We start from the raw sequence: 21,597 nt of genomic DNA on the forward strand, positions 1-21,597 counted from the left end.
GGCAATCATCACCTCGCCGCGACACCGACTCGCCATCCTGATTGTCGTGCGCTTCCCACCCAGATTGTCGCGCTATAGCAATCGGCGGACTTCGATCGCGTGCAGGTCGAAGCTTTCAATGTCGTAGGCCGAAAGCACGGCTCGCACGTTGGCGTCGGAGCCGAAAGCGAGTACTCCGGCTCGTGACCGGGTCGCGAGCACCGGCAGGGCTGCGGCTTCGATCGCCGACCTGACCTCCGCCACGCCGCCGATGCCGCATCCGACGCGGCGACAAACGGTCGGCGTTTCGATCAATTCGAGTGCATTGAGCCGGACCACTGGAAAACCGCGCTTGCCGGTTGGTCGCGGTGCGGGCGACCAGATTCGTCGCTCCGAAGCGAGTTCGTCCAAGGCCTTAGTGTCCAGATCCTCCGCCAGGCGAACGAGGTCGCGCAAGACCTCGTCGAAATTCTCGATCGGCACCAGCCCGCCGTCGACGCCTTTGCGGGCGGCGGCCGCCAAGAGCCGTTTGACGCGCGGCAACGGCGGGTCCTCGCCGCGATGGAGCCAGAAGATACCGGCAGGAAAAGGGGTGTCGCGCTCGAGAGCCGTTTCCAGGGTGTCCATGATGGAGTCGTCGCGGCCGCTGTAGCCAGCTACGATCAGGCCCCACCGGCCGCAACTGTCGATCAACAGCGACCTGAGTTTCGCATCCTGTTCGCGCAGTTCGTCTCCGGTGTTCTTCAGTCTGCGCGATCGAAAGTCGCCGTGCATTTTGACTTCGACGGGCCAACGCCCCTCGTCGATGACTTGGCGCCCAAGACTTCTGGTCTCGATCGCCACCGTCGTCAACTGACCAGTTCCGCCGTAGACCTTCGCGCAGCCGTCAGCGATCAACGGATCGAAGTTGGTCGTCCAGACGAGACGAGCACGTCCGGCCCGCATCATTGTCGCAAGAGCGACGTGTCCGTAAGACGGCTTGGCGCCGCTCACCTTCGACGCGATGTAGGTTCGACGGTCCGCCTCGCTCGGATAGACGGCTTCGAAGAGAGCCGCATACTCGTCGGGAGCGCCGGGCGGCGGCAAATTCCCGATGCCGTCGACGAATGACTGCAGTTCGCGCCGGACGGCTGGGTTGGCAAGGTCGGCGACCATTTTCGGGGAGACGCGCCGCTGACTTATGTAGAGCTGCTGCTTGAACTCCCAGATCATGTCCCACGCCGTCGGGATGCCGGCGGCCGCCGATCCACCGGCTCCGAGCAACCACATCAGATTTCCGCCCCGTTGCGAGAAGCGGCGCGCAAAATCATCCGCAGCGACGGCTGGATAGGTCGAATCGGCTGACATGCGAGTATTCTAGTTGTAGGACTTGCCTTGTACGGCTTAGGATTGGCCTTCTGTCATCCTGCCCACCGGAATCTTTTGGTCGCTCCCGTCACCTCGACTTCGCGCGACGTACGCCTTCGCCCGTCTTGTCACTCGCGAAGGTGAACTCGATATCGCATTCGACTTCGAGATATTGCCGCAGCGTCTGCAGCACGGCCTTGCGGCGCGGATCGGTTCGATCGGATGGCTTGGCCGTCTCGAACGTTGCGATGGCCTTCCGCGACACGCCAGCCTTCTGCCCAAGTTCGGTTTGACTCCATCCGAGCAGGGCGCGCGCTGCTCGAAGCAGGGAGGGGGTGAGCAGGTGGTCGTCCATCGGAATCTATCAGTTCTCCGGCCGGGCCTCCGAACGGGGCGAGCTACTAATCAATGGTTACATTTTTACCTTTCCTGTTAACCGACGGTTAAGGTTAACGAGAATTTCCGGGTTTTTGGGGACAATTTGTCCCCAAACCAGAAGAACTGTGCTACACCGCCCCTCAGGAAACTGACCGGGGACGATGACCGATGGTGGATTACGAGAAACATCTGCGTAGCGCCGCTTGGCGGCAGATTCGCCAGCGTGCGATCGCGGCCGCCGGCCATCGCTGCGTGCTCTGCGCGGCGACCGAGCAGCTCGAGGCGCACCATCGCACCTACGACAACCTCGGAGATGAGCGCGATGGCGACCTCACGGTGCTGTGCCACGAGTGCCACGAGGTGGTGACCAGCATGCTGCGCGCCCGTCGTTACGCGGCCAAGCCGGCCTCGTATGCCAACATCGTCCGCAGCATCGCCGAGACGGCACCGCTCTTCGATCCCACCGAGGGGGAGATCTGATCATGGCGGTGGAGATGATCACCCTCCGTCTGGTCGGCGTCGGCCCCATGCTGATGCACTCCAGCAGGCTCGCCGACCCGTTCGACCCCACCGCGAAGGCGCTCAAAAAGCTCACGGGGAAGCAGCACAAAACCGACGCTGACCATCACCGGATCGCGGAGCTCGAGTGGCACGGATCGCTGTGGCTTCACGAAGGCCGGCCGTGTCTGCCGCCGTCCGCGATCAAGGGTGCGCTCGTCAACGGCGCCAAGACGGTCCGCAAGGGCAAGGCGACCAAGGCGGCCTTCGTCGCCGAGGGTCCCGCGATGCTCGAGTACGATGGCCCGAAGACGGTCGAAGAGCTCTGGCAGGACCCGCGCTTCCGCCACCGCGAGATCGTGCGCGTCGACGACTCGCGGGTGGCGCGCACGCGTCCGTGCTTCGACGGCTGGAGCGCGACCGTACGCGGCTCGTTCATCACCACCATTATTAACCGGGAGGACGTCGTGAGCTACTTCCGCATGGCGGGTCCCTTCGGCATCGGCGACCACCGTCCCGACTTCGGTCGCTTCCTGATCGAGGAGTCGCAGCTCGAATAGTCTTGGCATGGCTCGACACCGCGAGGCTAGGCGTGGTCCGGCACGGCGTGACGTGACGGGGCGTGTCCCGGCGAGGCAGGGCAGGGTCCGCCAAGGACCCTCCCTCGCCTAACCTTTTCAAATTCCGCATCTCAACATCACGCGCGGCCTGCCGCGCGAATGACGGAGCTTTGCCCGATGAAAGAAGGCGAATTCCCGGACGGCGAGGCGCTGCCTCCGGTGTTCTTCTACTGGCGCACAAAGACGGCTGAATCCTTCGACGAACGCGCTCGCTCCGAGGTCGCCAGCTTCGTCGCCGGCATCTCCGCCACGATGCCCGAGTGGCGTGCGGTGATCCGCGGCGACGCTGCCGCCGCCATCGGCATCGTCATCGGACGTCGAATCCCCGAGCGCATCGGCCTGCGCGTCGATCTCAGCATGACAGTGTTGCTGGCCTGCGCCTTGTTTGATCCCGCCGCGGCGATGGTGCTGTCGCACACGCTCGCCCGCATGCCGATCGAGACGCGCGAGCGCACGCGCCTCTCGGCATCCTGGTCGATGCACGAGATCTGGCTCGGCAGCCGCCGTGCCGGCGCCCGTGTTCCCAAGACGCCGCCCCGGCTGACGGGAGGTGGGTCGTGATGGTGCAGCCGACGAGCGACCTGCATGCCGATTTTTCCGCCTTGAACGCGTCCTTGATCGTCGTCGCCAGCGACAACGAGCAGGGCTTCGCCGCGGCGCTTGGCTACCCGAACGAGCGCCTCGGGTCCGATCCTCTCATCGAGATCTAGACATGAACGAGACCACGAGCATGTCGAGTGTCTTTGGGCCCCGTAACGGCGGTACGCACCGCCCGGTGTCCTTCGCCGGCACCGGCATTGGACCCATCGAGCGGCGGGCTTATGGGCAGGCTTGGCGCGATGCCTTGCGCTTCCGGTGGAACCTCGCCGTGGGCGACGATCGGCCGCCTATCGCCCGGTCGGGCGGCTTCGCCAGTCTGACGCGCTTGGCGGATGTCGATGACGACACTGGCTTCGAGGAGAATGCAAGCCGCGAGGGATGCCCCCCGAGCCCGGCGCGAATTGCCGCGGCTCTGCTGCTCGCCCGCGCTTTCGACGCCGCGCCGGACGCTGCGCGGGACTTGATCTGCGGCGGCGCTCCCGTTGTCGTCGACGTCGCCGACGGCGCGATGCTCGACGCGCTTAAAGGCGGGTGGCGCGGGATGTTTTTCGACGACGCGCTGCGTATGATCGACCTGGTCAAGACCGCTCCCGGCCGTCGCGACGGTCTCGACGGCGCCTATATCGTGCTGAGGGAGCCGCTCAAAGGCGCTGCCAAACAGCGGCTGGAGCGCGTCGCTGCCGACATGTGCGCCTACGCGCTGCCCTTCGTGGCGTTCTCGTCCAACGGCCGCGCCTGCCTTCCGAAAGTGCTGAACGAAGCGGCCCGGTACCGGATCGAGTTGCCCATGCTCGATCCCGCGACGGTGTCGCGCACCATCCGCGCCGTCACCGGCATCAGGACGGCGGTCGATGTGCCGGCGGAGACGATGCGCGATGTTGGTGTAGGTGACCTCGCAGCGGCGATTCGGTTCGACCGCACGCCGGAAGAATGCGTCGACGAGCTGCACCGTCTCGCCGCCTCGAAGAGGGCCGAACGGCCGTCGCGGGGGCTGGTGCTCTCCGAGATCCATGGCATGGCTGGTGCGCGCGCCTGGGCTGACGATGCGATCGCCGATCTCGCCGCCTGGCGACACGGCGAGATCCCCTGGGATGCGGTCTCGAGCGCCGTGATGCTCGCTGGGCCACCCGGCGTCGGCAAGACGCTGTTCGCAGAGGCGTTCGCGCGTAGCGCGTCAGGCGAGGATTCGAAATCAGGCATCCCGCTGATCGTCTGCTCGTATTATTCCTGGCAGGCAGAGGGGCACTTAGGCGATTTCCTGGCGGCGATGCGCCGAGACTTCGCCTCCGCCCGGGCTCAGGCGCCCTGCGTGATGCTGCTCGAGGAATGCGATAGTTTCGTCGACCGTCGCGCCGTCAAGCACTCGCACTCAGACTACGTCAGGAATTGCATCAACGCGCTGCTTGAGGAGGTTGATGGTGTGCGCCGGCGGGAGGGCGTCTTCCTGATCGGCTGCACCAACGAGGTCGAGGCTTGCGATCCCGCGCTGCTGCGGGCGGGCCGCTTCGAGAACGTGGTGCGCATCAGTCCGCCCGATCAGGACGAGCTCAAGAAGATCTTCCGGGTTCGGTTGAAGGGCGATCTGGTCGGCGTGGACATCTCCACCGTCGTGATGTCGGCAGCTGGCATGACCGGCGCCGACGCGGAGCGCGCGGTGAAGGACGCACGCCGTGTGGCGCGGCGGGAGAACCGCGAACTCAGGCTCGACGACCTCCGTCTTGCTCTCGTCGGCGACCACGACGTTTCCGGCAAGCTGCGCTGGAGGACGTCGATCCACGAAGCGGGCCACGCGGTGGTCGATGTGCTCCGCTTCGGCCCCGACGGCGTCGTCGCCAACACGACGCGCACGGACCGGCGGCTCGGGATGTCGATGCGTACCACCCGCCAGGTCTTCGAAGGCACGGCGAGCGATTATAGGTCACGTATCGAAGTCTTGCTCGCCGGCCGTGCCGCCGAGGAAGTCCTGCTTGGTGAGGCGTCCCACGGCGCCCAACAGGATCTGGCGGAGGCCACCAGGCTGAGCTGCGCGATGTTAGGCGGCCTGGGTTTGGCGGGACCGTCGCCCCTGACGCACCTCGGCGACCCGCGCCATGCGGAGGAATTTCTCCGCCACGTCGATATTCGCGCCGCGGTCGGCATCGAGCTTGCCGAGGCTGACCGTGCCTGCCATGACCTGCTCGAGGGCAACCGGACGGCGTTGATCGCGGTGGCGCGCCGGCTGTTCGAGCGGGGTAGCGTCGACGGCGCCGAAATCGCCGCGCTGCTCGAGGCCGAGCGCTCGGCGGCAGCAGACGCGGAGGGCGCCCGGGGAGAGGACGATGCTCCATTTTCGGGCGAGCAGGGCGGCACTGTGATCGCTTTTCCGGAACTCAGTCGCGATTGAGTTCGCGGTTGTTTGAGCCGGTCTGAAGCCCATCTTGGACTGACTGACGGCTGCCCTGCCTTGAGCGTCGTCGTTTATCGGCTGACCGCCGGGAACGCATGGACGCGACCATGACTTCCCAGCACGATCGCGTACGGTCATGCGTCCCGCCGCTGGGCGTGCGCTGGAGCTTAGCCATCGTCCTGATCAGCTCGGCATGCGTTCAGGACTTCGGCTTCGAAATACTTCCAAGAAGCAATCTTGCTGGCGCCATTGCCAACTCGTCGGGCAACCTTGATCAGGCAGGACTTCACCTCGCGCTCATCAAAGTGCATCAGCCACGTCGCGACAGGCGCCAAGTTGTTGATACCTGGGGCAGACCAGTCAATTGCGGGTCCTAGCTCCACCGCAATCCCTTCGATGGTTCGAACGGCGTAGATGATGGCGTCTACGTCGAGGCGCCCGGGCTCGGGAAACGGCTCGATGAAGCTGGGTAGGGGCTGGTTCTGTCTGGGTGTTTCATCATGGTAGATTACGCTGAAATTCGTTCCGGTAGGAACCTGAACGACGTTCTGGTTATCACCAGAAACAGCTTCATTCTTCAGTGTGGGGTGGGAAGGAGTATCCGCAGGAGGCGGGCCGACCGGCGGAGCTGCGGTCGGCGGCGGTTCGAGAGGACGGATCAGGAGAGTGATCCAGTCGGACGTACGCTTGCGATTGACGTTCCTCGATTTACGGTGGATGAGTTTAAGCGCTTCAAGTTTGGCCAATACGGTGCAGACCGTGCGCTCAGTGAGGCGGGTCCGATTTGCGATGGTTTTTTGTTTGGGCCAACACACATTGGCGTCGTTCGCGCGATCGCAGAGGTCGAGGAGAACGATTTTCTCTGTGGACGTGATGTTGAGCTGCTTCCATCCCCATATCGTCGCCTGAAGGCTCATTTGCCGTCCTCGGATTGGAAGGCTTCAAACGATTGGGATTCCAGGGTCGTGGCCGCAGCGTTGGTTTCGTCGATCCAGGCAAGAAATGCCTCGCGAGCGGGAACGGAGGCTTCATGCCAGGCTGCTTGCAGGGCGGCGAGTCCCCGGACGCCTTCATCGCACTTAACTGGTTGGTCGCCGGGCTGGGCCGAGATCAGACCGCCGCGCGACTGCCTATACGACATGGGACTGTCGCCTGATCCCCATTGGTCCACCGCCGAGACATCTTGACCGGCGGCCGCCTCCTTGATGAGGGCCTCGCGCGTGTCCAGCGGCAACATGGGCAGTGTGTCAAGTTCGTTGCCCCGGTCCAACGATGTGCCGACAACACGCTCGAGATCGTTGCGCCCGTTCCGAGAGGCACGCTGAACAATCCGCTGAACGGACCGCGCAGACTTGCCGATCCGCCTCGCGGTGGTCTCGACAAAGGAGGGCGACGCATCCGCCACACTGGCGGATGCGTGTGCCCGACCCATGGCACGATTGGCTGCGGCCGCTCCTCTGGCCTTCGGTTTGCCGTGCAACTGCTCGTGGAGCTCCCGACAGCGATCAATGGCAAGCGCTTCTTGCGCCGGCGTGAACGGGCTTCGAACGAGGTTTTCTTCGATTTCCCAAAGTTCTGCTTCCTCATCGGTGAGTCCGACGACGCGGCAACGAATCTGGTCCTCGCCACTGGTACGTGCGGCATTGAGCCTCTGTAGGCCAGCAACGAGCAGGAATTTGCCCGGGTTCATGGGATCCGGTCGGACAACCACCGGCTGGATGACGTCATTGGTGGACAGGGAGCCAACCATGACTGGGATGAATTCGTCGATGATGCCACGGAGCCGATGACCGACCGAGATGTCGACCAGACGCACGAGCCTAAGAGCATCCACTCGGACGTCGGCATTAGTCACGAGCGGATCATCGAAGGGATTGGGCAACGATGGGGTTTCCCTCAACGTCGCGTTCGGAGCTTCGATCGCGTGCAGTGATGTGCCAGCGTCGTTGGCATCTTGCGCGAGGTCCGAGGCGGGAGTGTCGGAATGGCCTTTCGGCGAATGCGAATCGTTGTTCGCGACTTTGAGGATGTGAGACCGCCTGAGTTTAGGAAAGGCGTAGGGCCGGCAGGGCGCCGCATTGTGCTGAGATGCCTCGACCGAGCGGGAATCCTCAGAGCTCTCCAAGAGTTCATCAATGCCGATTTTGGGCCGTTCCACTCTTCGCTCCTGTCTGCCCAGCTCGGATGCGCTGCGCAGTAGATTATGCCAGCTGCTTTGTTGCCTGCGCAAATTGCGTTGCGTGCGCAAAAGCTTGCAAAATTTGTGGACACTCTCTGAGAAGATCAGGCGAGAATCGGTGGCGACGAAAAAATTCCGTCCCAAATTATTTTTGTTGCTGCGTTGCCGGAGAGGCGAGGGCCGCCTTGTAAGCGGTACTTAGCACCTTGCGCCGCTTAATTGATTGTTGAACGCCGGACTAGTCTTCGGACTAGTCCTTGTGGCTGAGGTGGGAAAGCTCGCGACTTCCGCTCGAATGCTTTGGAAGCGGCAGCCTTCGCGAGGCGATGCTGTTCGCAGCGATGAGTGTCCCGTTCGGGGCTCTAGAGAGGCCGTGCCGACTCGGCGCGGAGAGCCCCGGCATTAACTCATCTTAACTATACTGCTCTCGAGAGTTTGGCGTGCTAGAGGGGCCGCCCTATATAACATGTGTCCACCGCTCCCGAGGGCGGTCGTGCGGGCCATGGAGAGGCTCGCCGGAAGTTTCCGATCCGGCGTCACTTAGTGACGGAAGGCGGTGAAGGCTTCTCCAGATATCAGGCCTTCATCCCGGCAAACGGCCTCGCGCACCCCTGAAAACATTGAAACGAGCCTCCGGCACGTCGCTCGACGCGCGGCATTCTGCGCGCGCGATGCGATTGGCGTTTCGCAGGCCAGGCATAGGGAGACTGGTCTCGGGACTAGTCGTGCAAATGACCACAAAGACCTGCGGTGAAAGGAGCTCTGGAAACTGCCATGAGACTCTCGAAGAAGGCTCGGGAGCAGACTTCTGCAACGAGTCTCAGTTTGACGAGAAGGTCGCGGAATTCGGCCTGGAACCGATAAAAGCATATGCCCGCGTCGCTCGCGTTAAGAAGAAGGTTTCAGAGGCGGCCGAAGCCAAGCGCAAGTACCGAGCGCAGCGAAAGGCGGAAGGATTTGGGCAGTATGTTGTCGAGGTGCCCGTGGACGAGGATGCCAAGCGTACCGTGTACGCCGTGGCACAGGCGATCGTCGACGACAAGACGAACAGCAGAAATATGCGCTCGATCATCCTCTCGGTTGTTTCGAGTCCGGCGCTGCTTAAGCTCCACGAGGTTCTTTCGACGTCGTCGGTAAATGTCTCGTCGATTGTCAAGCTGATTGAGCGGGGAGAATTGGACAAGATCGTCGAGATCTATGCGCTGCGTCCTGCGCTGCTCCCCGACTTGTTGCGCTTAGCGAAGTCCGACACCGACTTCCTGTCGGTGCTCGAGTGCCTCGTTCGTCATGAGAAGGGCATCTCGGAGGGGTCTGCCAAGGGTCTGCTGGAAGCGGCGGTTATCGCAAATGATTGTCCCGAGGTTCTCAGGTTCCTCGAAGTTCGCCAGCGGGGAGGTCTTCGTGGCCGACTGCTTGGTTGGGCGCTGGGAAACATCCAGTAGCTGCCGCGGGCGGAGGCTGGCCAGTATAGATTCGTATCGGGGACGAGAATCCCTCCCTCTCCGCCATAATTTCGAGAAAGCCCCGTAAAATCAGGCTTTTCTGCACACCGAGGACTGCCGGTGTAGCCCCAGGGTGTAGCCCCTAGGTAATCCCAACCTGACACGGGACGCAGAAAACTTCAATCGATCGCGGGTCGCCAGGTGAACGCCGACCCGCGTGTCGCCGCTAATCCTTGTGGTCGTTCTGCTCGGCTTCACGCTTGCGAGCTTCTGGGCCTTCATCACCTGCGTGTTCGGCATCGACGATCTGGAGCTGAACCTTGAGGGCGTGGCGAACGGCGAAATCGCGGAATGCACTGGGCCCCGCCGACGCTGCGCCCGTGTGACGGTTGAGGCGACGCTCATCCATTGTCGCCGGCGTCATCGACCGAAGTCAGCGCGGAACGCGCAGTTCCTAAGTCCGACGCCAGCAAGCTTCCGACGCCGCGGCTGTCGCGATGACGGCGTGAGCCCACTGAACGTTCCCGCTCCTCCGAACCGGCGACTACCGAGGGCAAGGACTCGAACGCCCGATCCCGCAAGTGTTTTGCTCGTCTATTCGTCGAGCTGACGTCCCGCGCAAATCGCGGTTGGCTTCGAGTCGGGAAGTGCGGGAATCCCCCTGTCATTCGGCGTGTTGTTTGACCCCCGATCGGCGCCGAAGGATGACCCCGGCCCACGTCGCCCAATTCCTTGAAACATCACCGGAATGGTCGTCACGCGTGGGGTCAACGTTGAAAGCCGATGGGGGTCAAAGTTTCGGCGCTTATTTACAGTCCGCGCACCCGAAATACTCGAAACCGCGCTGGCGCGTGGCTTTGGCCATGGTCTCCAGGGTCTCGGTCCCGCCCGAGGGGGCGCTGTGGCAGTGAAGGATCCGGCTCTCTCTGCTCGCTAGGTAGGCCGAGGATCGAAAGGTGCGTCCCCGGAACGCAGGCTGTCCTGATGTGGTTTGATCGGCAGGGCCCTATCTTCAAGCGCCGTCGAACTCGATGGGCCCGCTGGTTTCGCGAGGGGAGCGAAAAATGTGATCGATCTCAGGCGATCCCCGTCATGTCCCGCAGCGTCGCGATGAGTTCGGCCCCACGGTACGGTTTAGGCAGAAAAACGCTGCCCTTTGGTAAATCATCGCCCGCGGCCCGGACATGACCCGATGTCGCAACTATTTTGATCGGCGGCCAACGGTCCCGCACGAACTGGGCAAGCTTCAACCCGTCCATTGAACCGGGCATCTGGATATCGGTGAAGACAAGGTGGATATCGGCCCGGGTCGACAGGATTGCGATGGCTTCGTCGGCATTTGCAGCCGGGATGACGTCGAACCCCGCATCCTCCAAAATCTCGACGGAATCCATGCGCAGCAGGAACTCGTCTTCGACGATCAGGATGACCGGCTTCACCTTCGACATTTCAGCATGACCTTTGCATGCCAAGCAAAGCGGGGAGGATTGGTTCCGAAGGAAAGGGCGTCGGGAACGCGCGATCATTTGGCCCGATCGTTCCGGACGAGCGGCATCGAGAACACGAACTGGGATTCTTCCGGCGTCGAGGTCACGTCGATCCTTCCGTCGTGCGCTTGCGCAATCTGCGAAGCGATATGCAGTCCCAGACCGAGTCCGTTTCGGCTGTTGCGCACCTCTCCGCGGAAGAACGGCTCAAACAGTCTCTGCATGGCGGCTTCCTGGAATGGGTTCGCCGCAATTAGCCACCCAGAGCCTGAATGTCCCGCCCTCCGTTCTGGCCCCCATCCGCACCGGCTGGTCCGGCGCTCCATGAGTAAGGGCATTACCAATCAAATTGGAGGCCAACTGTCCGATACGCGCGCGATCGCAGTCGACGGGCTCGTTTATCTCGAAGTCGGTCTGGATCAGGCGTTGAGGAGACGCCGTTCGTAATTCGTCGACGACCTGCTCGAGCACAGGCTCGATCGGCTTGGCGTCTCGGTGCAAGGTGATGCCCCCTCCCAGTCGTCCGCGCGCGAAATCCAGAATGTCGTCAATCAGATCGGACATGCGGGTGACGGTCGAGTTGATCATGTCGAGAATACGAAGCTCTTTTGGTTCCTGCAGCTCGCCCGACCGCTGCAGGATCCGCGCGCCGGCGCTGATGGCCGCAAGCGGATTTCGAAGATCGTGGCCGAGGACGGCAATGAATTGTTCGCGCAGCTGTGCGGTTCCAGCTGAGTGGCCAGACCCTCCTGAAGCTTCGACTTCGACTCCACTAGTTCGCGTTCGTAGCGTCGAACCGAACCCGCACGGTATCGCGAGCCGCGACCGGACCACGTCCAGCACCCCGGATTTGAAAGAAGGGTCCGTTTCTGCCGACGAGAGCACCCGTCGTTTGAGACGCGCCCGGAACGACTGAGGAGGGCACAGGCGTCCAGAAAATGGTGCGTCAGGCTAGGCGGCTTCCTTCAGAGAACCGAGACGCCTGCGGAGAAATGCCAGCACCACGATCTCGTCGGAGGTAAGCTTGGCGTACTGGCGCTTGAACTTCTGCGCTATCTTGGCTTCAATCATCTTCACGAGGTTCCCGGACATGTAGGCGTTCAGGACTTCCGGGTGCACGTAGCACTTGCGGCAGATGGCCGGCGTGTTGCCGAGCCGCTTTGAGACGCTCTCGATCGCGGCGACGACGTTGCGCTTTGCGTCGGCCTGGCTGTCGTATTTCTTGAACTTGGCCAGCGCCAACGCCGCCAGAACCGTTCCGGCCCAGGCCTGCCTACCCCGGAGGATCTACCGAGGATAAAGGCCCCAGCTCTGGGGGCTAGGGGGTGTGAGCTGGGGGGGCAGTACGGGGTTCGCCCCTGGGCAGGGGCATTGGGAAAACTTAGCACTGACGCCTTCGTTCCTGCGCAGGAAAGTTTGATCTGCGCGCATCGCCCCTGCTGAATCGGTGAAAGCACGGCAGCCGGTAAGACAGCTAAGCTGAAGGCGTCCCCTTCGTCTGGCCGAGCTCCTCTACTATTCGAACTATCTCTTCCGGCCGAAAGGGTTTCTTAACAATGCGGCTGCCGGGGACGGGACGTGGCAGGACGGGTGAGAAGCCAGTCGCGTAGATGACCGGCAAATTGGGAGACTGCTTCCGATAGCGTTCCGCGATCTGCCATCCATCGACTTGCCCGGGCAACCTGACGTCAGTCACCAGGACATCCGCGACGCGGCGGTTGCACCATGCCAGCGCCTTGTCGCCGGTGCTCGCGTGGATCACGTGATAGCCCGCCTCGCGAAGCGCCTCGACGACGAACTCGCGGATCAGAGGGTCGTCCTCTACAAGGAGTATGCTCACTGCCGGTGACGAAACGTATGGGTCTCGCATCGAACGGCGCAGCGCTCGGTCGTTCCCCGCGTCAATGGCTCTTGCGGACGAGCACGGCCTTGTGGAATTGGATCCCGCCAGGAACAGCTGTCCGCGGCACGTAGTTTTCAATCCATGAACAGGCTCTCCCCGCTCGTACTCAAGCACCGGCTTCCGACTCCCGTCCGGTACGGCATCTCCGCGAGCATCATGCTGGGCTGCGCCATACTGCAGATGGCGCTGCAGATGCAGACCGGCTCGCCGGGGTACCTGCTGCTGCCGGGCGTGTTTCTCTCGGGCCTGATCTTCGACCGGAGGTCCGGAATATTCGCGGCGATCATCGCCGTCGCCGTCGGCGCCTATGTCAGCTATGCGGGCAGCCTGGGTATCGACTATTTCGCGACGAATGCGCTCTTTGCGATCACCGCCGCCGGGACGGCCGCCGTCGCCGAATTCCAGCGTGCCGAACTGCGCCGGGTCGTCATGGCAGACAAGACGAAGGCCTTGCTGCTGCAAGAGATGGCTCACCGGACCAAGAACAATCTGACGATCCTCGGCGGCATGATCAGGCTGGAGGCGCGGCATGGAGGTCCGGAGGTCGCGGCTGCGCTCGAGGCTACCGCGCGCCGGCTGCAGGTGATGGCGGAGGTCTAGGACCATCTATCGCCGAAGCGGGACTAACATGCGCTATTTCCTGAACGACTTGGTCGAGAAGGTCTTTCAGTCCTTAGGCCCTTTCCGGACCGATCGCGTGTCAGGGGGTCTGCGAGGACATCGACCTCGCCAGCAACCATGCACTCGCAATCGGCATGATCACGAACGAACTGGTGACGAACTCGCTGAATACGCATTTCCTAGCGACAGGCCGGGCCACATCGCGGTCGCGTTTTCGAGCGCAAGCGGTATCGATCTCTCGGTGTCCGACAATGGCGTGGGTCTCAGTGAGGGGGCGGCGCCGGAGGGATTGGAGTCGCGGATAGTTCAGCTGCTGGCGCAAACAGCTCGAAGGCGAAACTTCCTACGAACGGCTGGAGCCTGGCCTCAGGGTCCGGGTGCGGGCGCACCCGCGATAGCTGCGGTTCGCCAGTTGGTCGTTCTTGACTGTCGGCGGTCCCTGATAAATTGCTTCAGCCAGCCGAGAAGATCGGCGGTGCGACGATGCTGGGCGTCGTAAAGGACTCGATCCAGATCCTGAAATTGGTTGGTTGGTGCTGCATTGCTCTCTCTCTCTCTCTCTCGTTCGGAGGGAAGCGTCCCAGGGATTCAGTACAAGACGACAGACGGGCTTTTTTGGATGGCCTTGGGGCGGTTGCCCCATGATGACCGAGATCGCGATGCCGATCGCCAAGGCCGACAACAGGGTCGACACGATCGGGTAGCTCCTCTCGTTGCTCATGCCTCAGTGCGAGGATTCGAGCTTCCGCATCTCTTGCAGGCGGGCAAAACAATAGTCGCGATAAAGGGTTTCGATGAATGTCCACATGACCATATCCCCATAGGTCTAATGACCGGAGCCTGATGCGTCGTTGGAGCTCCAATGCCAAGCACGCTGTTCAAAGATATGTCCTTGAATTCAAAGCTGCGCAGAAGCGAAAGAGGCTTTCTTGGCGATCGCGCGCCCAGGGGAGTCAAACGCGAGCTAATTCGAGCCCTGGCACCAGCCGCTGGCGGGCTTTTCACGGGCCACCGTGGCGCGCGCGAGCTAGTGCGCGTCATGGGTACGGAAAAGCAGAAGCGCGGGTCGCACAGAATGAGCGACTGCCAGCAGCTGGCTGCTCACGCGAAAGGCGAACCTGAACAGGAAGACCCGCTAACTGAATCAGCTTTATCTGGATCGTCCCGGCCTAGGCGCCGGGCGCTGGTTCGCTTTGGAGATTTTCGTTCGAGTCTCTTGTGCTTCCTTGGCCAATCTCAGTTCCTTGAGGCGCGCCATGTTTTCGCGAATATCAACGGCATTTTTTGCCTCTTCTTGCAAGACCACCTCGCGATGCGCGACCGCAAGGCGCTCTCGGTTCGCTTTGGCAGCGCGATGAAGTTCCCGATCGTCACTCATCTTATGGTCTCCGGCCTCGACATGCGGCTTGGAACGGTTAGCCGACCTCATTAGGCGCTCGGTTGAGGGCAGGAAGGCGCCCGCTTAGGGCTTTGAAACCTTCACGGGCGTATCTCAATGTCGCGCCCATCGCTGCCTCGGTCCCAGCAGCGTTCTTTAGCGCCACTGGCATCATCCGCCTTCTGTTCGGCGCGGTCGGCCTAATTCGCGGAAGGAAGGCTCCTCTTCCGGAGCCGTCGTCGGGTCGATCGTCTGGGCTGTGGTGGCGACCCTGCAACGATCAGCGCCAGGAACAATCTCTTCATCCCTGTTCATAACACGTGCCGGCTGAGAAGTCTGACTTTGTTTCGTCGCCGCTTCAGGGGAGTGAAGGATTCAATTCAACTCTGCGGGTGCGGCGGGGGCGACGACCGCCAACGGAGGCAGCCTCAATGCTGGGGGGTCCCCATTTCGACAGATCACGGAGGCGCAGAACAGTTGCTTGGTTGTGGAGCGAACCTAAATCGCCATTCGGGACGTTCGTGGAGGCTGCTCCGGACTTTGAATTCGAGCCAACGGCTCTCATCACTCGATGACCTCGTCGGTTTGTGCAAGAAGCATCGCCCGGCACTCCGAGGCGGAGAGCCCTGCAAATTCGATCTCGCTGCTGTTCCTCGACATTTTAGCGCTCGCTATTCCCAGGACGTAAGCGTAGAGTTGCTCATCACCGCCCATCCTGCGGCTTCCACCGGTGACTGAGGGTAACGAACGCTCCCGCCGAAAGAAAGGAAGAGGAGCGTGGATGTCTCGATCTCGTTTGGCAGCCGACTGGATCGTGTCGCCGGTGATCTTCCTACTGTTTCATGTGCTCCTGGTATTTGCAGCGGTTGTCCGGCGTGGATAGCGCAACACGAATGCAATACCTGGTTGGCGGCCACAATGGAGCCGGCCGCGTCAATCTGAGTCGCGACACGGCGGCTGCCGCCTTGAAGAAAGCGCGGGAGCTCTTGCAGGAAGACTATATGGACGTGCGGATTTGTACGCCGCGAGGCCAGATCTTGCTGCCTGACGAGTTCGATAAGCTCGAAGCCTGAGGGAACGGCTGTGCTGCCGCGCCAGAGCAAACGGCGGGCAGACGGTTTTCGCCTCGGCAGAAGAAAAAAGTACGAGATGATCGGCGTGAATGTTGCCCGAAAAGGCACCTGGATAAAGACGCTTCCTGTCGCATTTGCGCTCGGTACATTCGCCCAAGGCGCCGTCGCCGCGGAGCTGAACTGCCGCACGATCGAAAGCACGGGCGGACGCCTCGCTTGTTACGACGCTGCGTTTCCGCCGAAGGTGAAGAAGCCCGCGACGACCAGCGACGACGCATCGCGACCTGCATACAACGATCCGTTGATCGCGGAAGACACTCGAATCGCGGCCAAACTAAAGAATGTCTGTCGCGGCTGTTGAGCCCTGCGACCAAGTTTGCGCGGAACTGTGAGACGGCGACCTTAGTCGAAGAGCGCGCGCTGTCGACGCGTCGCTGCCGCTTTGCAACAGCAGCTCGGATTTTGCGGCAACGCCGCCGTGTCTGTTCTGGTCGACTATCGAGTTTGATCGTAATGGATGGCGGCGCCTAAGAAAGGCCGGACATGTTCAAGTCTAAACAATATCGTGCAGAAGCGGCCAAATACGGCGAACGGGTCAAGGGTTCGACCGATCTGGATGAAGGCCGCAAACTTCAGGAACTGCAGGACCGCCTCGTCTCGCTTGCTGATAACGAGCAGAGACTGGCGGACGACTACCACGACGCAGTTCATGTCATAAGCCCGGACCAACCTCGCGGCGCGGCCCTTGCAAGCGAAGAGGAGCGCGTTCTGCGGTGCCTTGGCGCGGCCGTCATCATGCAATGGAACGCGCTGCCGACGACGTTGCAGCGTGAGATCTTCGACACCGCTGGATCGGTCGGCAAGTTGCTGGAGACGGCGGAACTTCGTGGGCAGATCGCCCGATTTCTGCACAAGCACAAGAATGACGCGAACGGCAACGAACATTGATGAAGGCACGCCCGTCTTTATGAACGCGCAAAGGTTGTTATCGGATGCCGGAGTAGCCATCTGATGAAGGACACGATCGGATCGCTGTGACAGCGCCTGTCGCGAAGCGCGACGCTTTTTTTTTTAACCACGCCAGATCTTACCGACCGCATCGACCAACAGCAGTCGCTTCGAGATGCGCGTCAAGGGTAAGGACAATCCATGACCATCGAACATGCCTCGGTGCAGGTTGCGCGCAGACCATGGGGGGTCGCAGACATCCGACCATGGAGCTGCATCGACGTTTCGGGCGACCCCGTCGGGGAATTGTGGTTTGATCGCATCGATAAAGATGCACCAGGCTCCGCCCTGCTGCTCAAGCTCCTGTTTACCAGCCAACCTCTGTCGATCCAGGTCCATCCCGACGATGAATTCGCGCACGCCATCGATTTGCCGAACGGGAAGACCGAGGCATGGTACATCCTGTCGGCAGCGCCGGGCGCGCGGGTAGCGCTGGGACTGACGCGGCGCCTCACGCCGCAGGCGTTGCGCGCAGCGATCAGGGACGGCTCGATCGCCGGTCTCGTGCAATGGCGCTCTGTTGCGAAGGGCGACTTCATCTTCGTCCCCGGCGGCACAATCCACGCCATCGGCGCCGGTATCGTGCTCGCCGAGATTCAGCAACGCAGCGATACGACATTCCGCCTGTTCGACTTTGGCAGGCACCGCGAACTGCACGAAGACGACGCGGTGGCTGCTTCCGACGCCGGGCCATCCCAGGCTCAATTCGCTCCGCGGCGTCTCACCGACGCACGAAGAGTTCTCGTCGCGCGCCCACAATTCGTGCTCGAGCGGGTCGACTTCCACGCCAATTCGCAGTGGGCGCTCGATGCCGACCGGGAAACCTGGATCCTCGTGATCGAGGGGAAGGGGCGCATCGGGCGAACGAATGCGACCGTCGGTGACGCGATCTTGATCGAGGCCGACAGCGCCGGCATCGAGGTTGGCCCGGACGGAATGACCGGCCTGCTCGCCTATCCGGGACCGGATCCCATGGTTTTGCTGCTGCAGGACTGCACCGGACGAGCGACCAAGTCTCCCGATGCTTCCACCGGCACGGGCTCCAGGAAATCGGGCAAGATCATCGAGGCACAGACATGACGTGGCTCCGCCGCATCGCCCTTATCGGCAACTCGCTGCCTCGCCGTTGCGGAATCGCAACCTTCACGATGGACCTGCAGAGAGCGATATCGGCGTCACGCCCTGATCTGGAAACCTGCATCGTGGCGATGACCGATCGCGGCCAGGCCTACGACTATCCGCCGGCGGTCGCTTTCCAGATCAAGGACGACAATGTCGAAGACTACCTGCATGCAGCGGATTTCCTGAATGCCGGCCGGTTCGATACCGTGTGCCTGCAGCACGAATTCGGCATTTTCGGCGGCGAAGCCGGCGCCCATATCCTCCCGCTGCTGGCGCGCCTGACCATGCCGGTCGTGACGACGCTTCATACCGTACTGGCCAACCCGTCAGCCAAGCAGCGCGCGGTCATGGAGCGCATCGTCGATGCGTCGTCGAAGGTGGTGGTGATGGCCAACAAGGCCCGCGAGCTACTGCGCAGCGTCTACCTCGTGCCGGACGACAAGATCGAGGTGATCGCCCACGGCATTCCCGATGTCGCCTTTGCCGGGCCCGATACGGCGAAGGCCAGGCTCGGATTTGACGGCAAGTCGGTCATTCTGACGTTCGGGCTGCTGTCCCCCAACAAGGGCATCGAAGTCATGATCGATGCAATGCCCTCGATTCTGAATCACTGCGCGAATGCGGTGTATGTCGTGCTCGGCGCAACGCACCCTAATCTGGTTCGAGATCAGGGCGAAGCCTATCGCGAAAGTCTGATGGCGCGGGTCCGCGAGCTGGGCGTCGAAGACCACGTGGTGTTCCTCGACCGGTTCGTGGATCAGGCCACGCTGCTCGATTTCATCTCGATGTGCGACGTCTATGTCACGCCCTATCTCAACGAGGCCCAGATGACCTCTGGAACCCTGGCTTACAGTTTTGGGCTCGGGAAGCCGGTCGTCTCGACGCCTTACTGGCACGCACGCGAGCTGCTTGCCGATGGATGCGGAGTTCTCGTGCCGTTCGGCGATGCGGCGGCGATCGGCGGTGAGATCGCCAAGCTGCTCACTGACGACGCGCGCCGGCAAGCGATGTGCCAACGCGCATACGCGATGAGCCGAATGATGACGTGGGAACGCACGGCCGAGCGCTACATGTCCGGCTTCGAGGCCGCGCGGCACAGTCATCGGCTCAAGGTCTTTGCGCGTCCCGATCCCGGCGCGCCGGAACCACGCGGCCCCGCGGCGCCCGACATGCAGATTGGCCATTTCATGACGATGTGCGACGACATCGGCTTGTTCCAGCACGCGGTTCAGTCGGTGCCGGATCGCTCGCACGGCTATTGCGTCGATGACAATGCCCGGGCGTTGCTCTTGGCCTGCGCCCTCAACAATCCCGGCGAACAGGCGTTGCCGGAAATCCTGACGACCCGCTTTGCGGCTTTCGTACAGCATGCGTGGAATCCCGACACCAGGCAATTTCGCAACTTCATGGGCTTCAACCGAACCTGGCTCGAGGACAGAGGCTCGGAAGACAGTCACGGGCGGACGCTATGGGCATTGGGCGAGGCGGCACGCAGAGACACGAGCCCGTCGCGGCGCAGGTGGGCCACCGATTTGTTCGCCCAGGCTTTGTCGGCGGCGGAGAGCTTCAGCTCGCCCCGCGCGTGGGCGTTCATGCTGCTAGGTCTGGACGCTTATTGCACTATTGCTCCGGATGATCTCCACGCGAGGGAAGTCCGGCATGCGCTTGCTGACAGGTTGATGTCCTGTCTGGCGTCGGTAGAGACGCCGGACTGGGTGTGGTTCGAGGAAGGGCTCGCTTACGACAACGCGCGATTGCCGCAAGCCTTGATGCTGACAGGGATGACGACTCAAACGCCGCAATACCGCGATGCCGGATTGCGCTCATTGCGCTGGCTGATGACGCAGCAGACGAGCGTGGCAGGTCATTTCCGGCCGGTGGGCACCGGCAGCTTCGGCGAACAGCGGCAACATCCCCGCGCCTTCGATCAGCAACCCGTGGAAGCCACGGCAACGATCGCTGCCTGCCTGACGGCGTGGCGTGCGGACGGCGATGCCGAGTGGAAAACCATGGCCATGCGCGCCTTCGGCTGGTTTCTGGGCAGCAATGATCTGTCCGTAGCACTGGTCGATCCGCACACCGGGAGCTGCCGCGATGGATTGCATCCCGATCGCGCCAACGAAAACCGTGGAGGCGAGTCGGTCGTCTGCTATTTGCTTGGACTTGCGGAGATTCGTCAGCTCGCGCGCGTCAACACCAGCCTGAACAAGCCCTCGGCCTTACGCGCCGTGGGCGCTTGAATTCCCTTTCATCCAGCGACCTGAGGATACCGTGTCACAAGCTACCTTCCTGAACCGGCAGGCGCTTCATCTGCGTCCCGATCCCGCGCGAGTTATCGTGCGGCCATTCAAGCCGGCGACTGAACCGCGCGATCTCAACCCCACCGACAAGATGCGCGCAAATCATATCGTCGAGCGAGTTCTCGCACTCGATCAGGAAGCCGTTGCCGCTCAGCTCGCGGACGTCCTGGACAATTTCAAGGGGCGACATCGCAACCTGTTGGAAAGATTCGAGGCCCGCGCGGACGAAATGGAGGACGCTTTCGCGACGCATGGCGTCTTCTCAATGAAGCAGCGCCAGCTGGTCGGCGCCTATTTCCTCAATGAGTATTCATTCGAAGCCTCTGCCTTGTTCAATCCGAGCATCGTGGCGCACCCCGATCAATCGGGAGCGCCGAAGGGCGGCGTGCGCTTCATCCTCAGTCTCCGTGCCATAGGCGAAGGGCATGTATCGTCACTGACGTTTCGAACCGGGACCATCGCGGCTGACGGCAGTCTGGCTGTTAATCCGACGGCTCGGCTCGCGTCGATTCCGAGGATTTGCCATCGCATATCGGGGCCGGACGGCGAGCGTGTCGAGCTGGTTTTCAAGCCCGAAGAAGACCTGACCGAGCGCGTCATCTTTCCCGTCACAGAATCCCAATCGAACGGCATAGAGGACGCGCGCTTTGTCGAATTCAGCGACGGCGATCGAAAGACGTATTACGCGACCTATACCGCTTACAGCGGTCGAGCCATCCGCTCCGAACTGATCGAAACCAGTGATTTCACGTCGTTTCGACTGGCGCCCCTGCGAGGGGCTGCGGCTCGGAACAAGGGCATGGCACTGTTCCCGCGCAAGATCGGCGGCCAGTATGCCATGATCGCGAGGCAGGACAATGAGAACCTGTATCTAATCTATTCAGACGACCTCCACACGTGGGATGGCGGTCAAGCCATTTTGAAACCGCAGTTTCCCTGGGAGTTCGTCCAGATCGGCAATTGCGGGTCGCCGATCGAACTCGATGAGGGTTGGCTGCTGCTGACGCACGGTGTCGGCCCGGTCCGCAAATACTCGATCGGTGCGGCGCTGCTCGACAAGCGCGACCCATCCAAGGTGCTGGCACGTTCGCGCGAGCCGCTATTGCGGCCTGAACCATCCGAGCGCGAAGGATACGTCCCTAACGTCGTTTATACGTGCGGCGGGATGCGGCACAATAACCAGATCATCCTGCCATATGCCGTGTCCGACACATTCTCGAATTTCGCAACGATCGAGATTTCCGAGCTCATGAACGCGATGAAATGCTAGGGCGCG

The 21,597-nt window shown here is 62.0% G+C and carries 23 protein-coding genes; 13 read left to right on the top strand and 10 right to left on the bottom strand.

Features of this window, described 5'->3' with window-relative positions:
• Positions 1–72: 72 nt before the first annotated feature.
• Together IF803_RS38225 and IF803_RS38230 are read right to left on the bottom strand one after the other, a co-directional pair.
• Complete coding sequence (locus tag IF803_RS38225; protein ID WP_245288860.1) at positions 73–1,326, bottom strand: SIR2 family protein; 1,254 nt, start codon at positions 1,324–1,326, stop codon at positions 73–75.
• A gap of 88 nt (positions 1,327–1,414) precedes the next feature.
• Complete coding sequence (locus IF803_RS38230; RefSeq protein ID WP_016845109.1) at positions 1,415–1,681, bottom strand: helix-turn-helix transcriptional regulator; 267 nt, start codon at positions 1,679–1,681, stop codon at positions 1,415–1,417.
• A 191-nt stretch (positions 1,682–1,872) separates the two neighbouring features.
• Here IF803_RS38230 and IF803_RS38235 point away from each other — a divergent pair, with 191 nt between their 5' ends.
• From IF803_RS38235 to IF803_RS38255, 5 genes are all read left to right on the top strand, one after another.
• The gene (locus IF803_RS38235) at positions 1,873–2,184 is read left to right on the top strand and encodes a hypothetical protein (RefSeq protein WP_016845110.1); all 312 of its coding nucleotides are present in this window, start codon (positions 1,873–1,875) and stop codon (positions 2,182–2,184) included.
• A 2-nt stretch (positions 2,185–2,186) separates the two neighbouring features.
• A complete protein-coding gene (locus IF803_RS38240) occupies positions 2,187–2,762 on the top strand; it encodes a hypothetical protein (RefSeq protein ID WP_016845111.1) in 576 nt (191 codons plus the stop codon).
• Between the two features lie 177 nt (positions 2,763–2,939).
• Positions 2,940–3,383 carry a hypothetical protein gene (locus tag IF803_RS38245; RefSeq protein WP_051448084.1) on the top strand — a complete coding sequence of 148 codons (444 nt, stop codon included), beginning with the start codon at positions 2,940–2,942 and terminating at the stop codon, positions 3,381–3,383.
• A complete protein-coding gene (locus IF803_RS38250; RefSeq protein WP_155258715.1) occupies positions 3,380–3,532 on the top strand; it encodes a hypothetical protein in 153 nt (50 codons plus the stop codon). The genes IF803_RS38245 and IF803_RS38250 overlap by 4 nt, the downstream gene beginning before the upstream one ends.
• Positions 3,533–3,534: 2 nt before the next feature.
• The gene (locus tag IF803_RS38255; RefSeq protein ID WP_028343594.1) at positions 3,535–5,805 is read left to right on the top strand and encodes an AAA family ATPase; all 2,271 of its coding nucleotides are present in this window, start codon (positions 3,535–3,537) and stop codon (positions 5,803–5,805) included.
• Positions 5,806–5,975: 170 nt separating this feature from the next.
• Here IF803_RS38255 and IF803_RS38260 read toward each other — a convergent pair whose 3' ends face one another.
• Positions 5,976–6,725, bottom strand: coding sequence for a helix-turn-helix domain-containing protein (locus IF803_RS38260; protein ID WP_016845114.1), 750 nt, complete (start codon positions 6,723–6,725; stop codon positions 5,976–5,978).
• Entirely contained in the window at positions 6,722–7,966 is a 1,245-nt protein-coding gene (locus IF803_RS38265) for a ParB/RepB/Spo0J family partition protein (protein ID WP_155258716.1), read from the bottom strand. Before IF803_RS38265 ends, IF803_RS38260 begins: the two co-directional genes overlap by 4 nt.
• 752 nt (positions 7,967–8,718) lie before the next feature.
• Between IF803_RS38265 and IF803_RS38270 the strand changes: the two genes are divergently transcribed.
• Positions 8,719–9,429, top strand: a complete 711-nt coding sequence (locus IF803_RS38270; protein WP_245288861.1) for a hypothetical protein — start codon at positions 8,719–8,721, stop codon at positions 9,427–9,429.
• 226 nt (positions 9,430–9,655) lie between these two features.
• Here the strand turns inward: IF803_RS38270 and IF803_RS38275 are convergent, their stop codons facing one another.
• The 6 genes from IF803_RS38275 to IF803_RS38300 form a co-directional block, all read right to left on the bottom strand.
• The gene (locus IF803_RS38275; RefSeq protein WP_016845116.1) at positions 9,656–9,853 is read right to left on the bottom strand and encodes a hypothetical protein; all 198 of its coding nucleotides are present in this window, start codon (positions 9,851–9,853) and stop codon (positions 9,656–9,658) included.
• A 652-nt stretch (positions 9,854–10,505) separates the two neighbouring features.
• The gene (locus tag IF803_RS38280) at positions 10,506–10,877 is read right to left on the bottom strand and encodes a response regulator (RefSeq protein WP_016845117.1); all 372 of its coding nucleotides are present in this window, start codon (positions 10,875–10,877) and stop codon (positions 10,506–10,508) included.
• Between the two features lie 74 nt (positions 10,878–10,951).
• Complete coding sequence (locus tag IF803_RS38285) at positions 10,952–11,140, bottom strand: ATP-binding protein (RefSeq protein WP_028343597.1); 189 nt, start codon at positions 11,138–11,140, stop codon at positions 10,952–10,954.
• On the bottom strand, positions 11,124–11,759 hold the full coding sequence (locus tag IF803_RS38290) for a sensor histidine kinase (RefSeq protein WP_245288862.1): 636 nt from the start codon (positions 11,757–11,759) through the stop codon (positions 11,124–11,126). Before IF803_RS38290 ends, IF803_RS38285 begins: the two co-directional genes overlap by 17 nt.
• A 108-nt stretch (positions 11,760–11,867) precedes the next feature.
• The gene (locus tag IF803_RS38295) at positions 11,868–12,158 is read right to left on the bottom strand and encodes a hypothetical protein (RefSeq protein WP_016845119.1); all 291 of its coding nucleotides are present in this window, start codon (positions 12,156–12,158) and stop codon (positions 11,868–11,870) included.
• A gap of 232 nt (positions 12,159–12,390) precedes the next feature.
• Positions 12,391–12,756, bottom strand: coding sequence for a response regulator (locus IF803_RS38300; protein WP_028343600.1), 366 nt, complete (start codon positions 12,754–12,756; stop codon positions 12,391–12,393).
• A 219-nt stretch (positions 12,757–12,975) separates the two neighbouring features.
• On the opposite strand from IF803_RS38300, the gene IF803_RS38305 reads away from it, so the two are divergent.
• The 7 genes from IF803_RS38305 (at position 12,976) to IF803_RS38335 (ending at position 21,591) form a co-directional block, all read left to right on the top strand.
• Positions 12,976–13,419, top strand: a complete 444-nt coding sequence (locus IF803_RS38305; protein WP_016845122.1) for a histidine kinase dimerization/phosphoacceptor domain -containing protein — start codon at positions 12,976–12,978, stop codon at positions 13,417–13,419.
• Between the two features lie 883 nt (positions 13,420–14,302).
• Complete coding sequence (locus IF803_RS38310) at positions 14,303–14,872, top strand: hypothetical protein (RefSeq protein WP_304497102.1); 570 nt, start codon at positions 14,303–14,305, stop codon at positions 14,870–14,872.
• Between the two features lie 1,029 nt (positions 14,873–15,901).
• Positions 15,902–16,252 (top strand): type VI secretion protein, encoded by a 351-nt coding sequence (locus IF803_RS38315; protein WP_245288865.1) that lies wholly within the window; start codon positions 15,902–15,904, stop codon positions 16,250–16,252.
• Between the two features lie 182 nt (positions 16,253–16,434).
• Positions 16,435–16,839, top strand: coding sequence for a hypothetical protein (locus IF803_RS38320; RefSeq protein WP_035632824.1), 405 nt, complete (start codon positions 16,435–16,437; stop codon positions 16,837–16,839).
• Positions 16,840–17,040: 201 nt separating this feature from the next.
• The gene (locus IF803_RS38325; RefSeq protein ID WP_028343605.1) at positions 17,041–17,979 is read left to right on the top strand and encodes a class I mannose-6-phosphate isomerase; all 939 of its coding nucleotides are present in this window, start codon (positions 17,041–17,043) and stop codon (positions 17,977–17,979) included.
• Positions 17,976–20,261: a glycosyltransferase family 4 protein gene (locus IF803_RS38330; protein WP_028343606.1), complete on the top strand. Its 2,286-nt coding sequence runs from the start codon at positions 17,976–17,978 to the stop codon at positions 20,259–20,261. The genes IF803_RS38325 and IF803_RS38330 overlap by 4 nt, the downstream gene beginning before the upstream one ends.
• A 31-nt stretch (positions 20,262–20,292) precedes the next feature.
• Positions 20,293–21,591, top strand: coding sequence for a glycoside hydrolase family 130 protein (locus IF803_RS38335; RefSeq protein ID WP_028343607.1), 1,299 nt, complete (start codon positions 20,293–20,295; stop codon positions 21,589–21,591).
• The last annotated feature ends 6 nt before the right edge of the window (positions 21,592–21,597 follow it).

It is taken from the genome of Bradyrhizobium sp. UFLA06-06, assembly GCF_054820065.1.